The sequence below is a fragment of the Delftia sp. RIT313 genome, from assembly GCF_000632165.1.
Lineage (GTDB): Bacteria > Pseudomonadota > Gammaproteobacteria > Burkholderiales > Burkholderiaceae_C > Comamonas > Comamonas acidovorans.
Genome location: NZ_JFYT01000011.1, coordinates 1 through 3,413, shown reverse-complemented (window position 1 = coordinate 3,413; position 3,413 = coordinate 1). Strand labels below are relative to the sequence as shown.

The 3,413-nt window shown below is 69.2% G+C and carries 1 protein-coding gene and 1 pseudogene; both read left to right on the top strand.

Annotation, left to right across the window (positions count from 1 at the left end):
• A pseudogene (locus tag BW39_RS02700) lies at nt 1–257 on the top strand (DUF2345 domain-containing protein); the annotation flags it as partial.
• 73 nt (nt 258–330) lie between these two features.
• A partial coding sequence (locus BW39_RS02695; protein ID WP_043819598.1) for a DUF6531 domain-containing protein occupies nt 331–3,413 on the top strand: 3,083 nt, incomplete at its 3' end.

Genomic DNA, 3,413 nt, shown 5'->3' with positions numbered 1-3,413 from the left:
GTGGCGCGGGAGGCGGAGCCGGTGGCGGCATGGCCATGAACATCACGGCGCCCGGTGGCGGTGGTGGTGACGGCGGCGGGGGCGGAGGTGGCAAGGCCTCCCAACTCACCATGGATGGGCAAAGCATTGAGCTCAACGCCGCCAAGATCCGGCTCGAAGCCCAGCAGGAAATCCTGCTGACCTGCGGCGAAAGCACCATCCGCATAACGCCCGGCGACATCCAGATCCTCTCGCCCACGGACCGGCTCAACTGCTGAAGGCAGACAGCCTGTACCGCGCTCCCCGTATCCGCATTCCCGTTCTCCCCCATCTCTCCAGGAGCAGCCTCGCATGAGTGGCAAACCCGCAGCCCGTATCACCGACAGCGTCGTCAAGGGCAAGATCGTCACCGGCTCGCGCACCGTGCTCATCGGCAGCCAGGGGGGCCTGGCCTGCTCCGTCTGCCCGGACGGCATCACCGTCGGATCCCCTGTGAACCCCCAGCTCGGCGCCAAGGTCCTGTTGGGCGCACAAGACCTGGACTTTGCCCTGCCATCGGCTGCGCTGCCCGTGGCCTGGCAGCGCCAGTACAGCAGCTACGTCAACCCCGAGCACGGCGCGGCCTGCGGCCTGCTGGGCCATGGCTGGCACCTGCTGCAGGAGCTCAGCATCCGCTTGCAGGACGAGGCCACCTTGCTGCTGGATGCCAGCGGCCGCGTCATCACCTTCGACCAGCCTCTGGTGCCGGGCGGCCAGCTGCACAGTGCCAGCGAAGACATCTGGCTGCTGCGCGGCGGCAGCACGGAGCCGGACGGCGGCACAGCGCCCTGGGCTGCGAACCCGCGCTGGTCGCATGTGGAGCAGGCACTGGTGCGCAACCCGCAAGCCATCCTTGCGGTCAGCGGCGATGGGGACACGCTCTGGGGCTTTGGTCCTGCGCCCGGTGAACCTGTCGATGGCCCTTGGCGCCTCATGGCCCAGATCGACCGCTTCGGGCGCCGCCAGCTCTACCACTACAGCGATGGCACCACGCCTGAGGCCGGCCACAGTGCCAGCAAAGAGGCTGTGCCCGCAGGCCGCCTGGTCTCGCTGAGCGACGGCACAGGCCGGCGCTACCGGCTGCTGCACCAGCGCATCCATGGCGGCAGGGATGCGCTGGGTTTGTGGGGAACCGACGACGGCTGGCGAGTCACAGGCGTGGATCTGGTGCAGGACCCGATGCATCCCCTGTCCACCCCCATCGCCCTCGTGCGCTACGGCTACAGCAGCGCAGGCGACCTCATCACCGTCCACGACCGCGCAGGCCAGCTCGTGCGCGAATTCGAATGGGACCACCACCGCATCAGCGCCCACCGCCATGCCAGCGGACCCTGGCACCGCTACCGCTACGAGAGCGCCCAGCCCGGTGCCCGCGTCATCGAGCACAGCAACCAGGAAGGGCTCAGCTACCGCTTCGACTACCTGGCCCAGCCCCCGGGCCCCGACGGCCAGCCACGCGCCGCCACCCGCGTCAGCGACAGCCTGGATCGCATCGAGACCTACTACTTTGAAGGCGCAGCGGGCCTGTCGCGCCTCATCGCCCACCACAAGGCCGATGGCAGCCGCTGGCTGCAGGCCTTCGACAGCTTCGGCCGGCTGGCTTCGCGCACCGACCCGCTGGGGCGCAGCGTCCACCTCAGGCGTGATGGCCAGGGCCGGCTCATCGGCGTGCAACTGCCCGACGGGCGCAGCACCCAGCAGGAACACGACGAAGCCACCGGCCGCCTGCTCGCCTCCACCGACCCGGCAGGGGCCACCACCGGCTACGAATACGACGCCTGGGGGCGCCTCACCCAGATCACCCAGGCCGATGGCAGCACCGAGAGCTACCACTACCCCGACCCCCAGGACGCGCCGCTCACCTGCGACAGCCCCCGGCGCATCGAAGACGCCCAGGGCGGCAGCAAACAGCTGGCCTGGAGCGACGCGGGCCAACTGCTCAGCTACACCGACTGCTCGGGCCACAGCACGCACTACCACTACGACCGCTGGGGAGCGCTCATCGAAGTGGACAACGCCCTGGGCCAGCGCCAACGCCACCAGCGCGATGGCCAGGGCCGCATCGTGGCCAGCGAACTGCCCAACGGCCAGATCGAGCGCTACCACTACGACAGCGCAGGCCACCTCACGCGCATCGATCCGGCCCAGCCTGCGGGCACCTCCAGCGAAACCCAGGCCGCCGACCCCAGCATCCACCTGCGCTACGACCTCTGGGGCAGGCTGGTCCAGCGAACACATGGCGGCCTCACCCTGGCCTTCGAATACGACAGCGCCGGCCGCCTCCTGCGCCTCGTCAACGAAAACGGTGCACAAAGCCGCTTTGCCTGGGACGCGCTGGACCGGCTCGTGCAGGAAGAAGGGTTTGACCAACGGCTGCAGCGCTACCGCTGGGACGCGGCAGGCCAGCTCATGCAAGCTACGGACGGCAACGCCGCGCAGCAAAGCAGCAGCCACTATCGCTGGGACGAAGGCGGGCGATTGGTCGAACGGCAGCTGCCCGCCACGCCCCATGCGCCTGCACAAACCCACCGCTACGAATGGGATGCGGCCGGGCGCCTCACGGCGGCCAGCGTCTGGCAGCACAGCACCGCAGACAACGACAACGGCCTCATCGCCCAACTGCAAAGCCGCATAGCACTGGAACGCGACGCCCTGGGCCGCATCACCGCAGAAGTGCAGCAGCTGTACCGCCCCGGCAAGGACGGCAACGGCAACGGGGGCGCAGACCAGATCGAATACGAACACCGCATCACCCACACCCTGGATGCGCTGGGCGCACGCCAGCACAGCCAGCTGCAAGGCCTGGGAGAGATCGCCTGGCTCACCTACGGCTCAGGCCATGTGCACGGACTGCAGCTCAACGGCGCCAGCCTCATCGACTTCGAGCGCGACAACCTGCACCGCGAAGTCCGCCGCAGCCTGCACCCACCCGCCTCTGCAGCAGATGCGCAAAACCCCCTGCAGGTGCAACGCCAATGGGACAGCCTGGGCCGCCTCACGGCCCTGGGCACCACGGGTCTGCAAGCGCTGCAGTACACCGACGCCCAGGCCCACGCCCTCATAGGCCAGATCCTCGGCCGCCGCTACCACTACGACAGCCTGGGCCAGCTCGTTGCCATCGAACAGGCCGGCGCCCCGGGCCAGGCCGCGCAACTGCTGCGCTACGGCTACGACAGCGCAGGGCGCCTCAGAGCGGCCACCGACAGCCAGCAACCCCAGACCACCACCCGCTGGCAGATCGACCCCGCAGGCAACCGCCTGCCAGCACCCGGTGCAGCCGGTGCACCGGGCCAGACGAACACCCAGGACAACTGGGCCGCCCAGGTCCACGCCCACTGGCGGCACACCGACTTCAACCTCATGGGCCTGGGCCACCTTGCAGGCCAGCGGCAAGG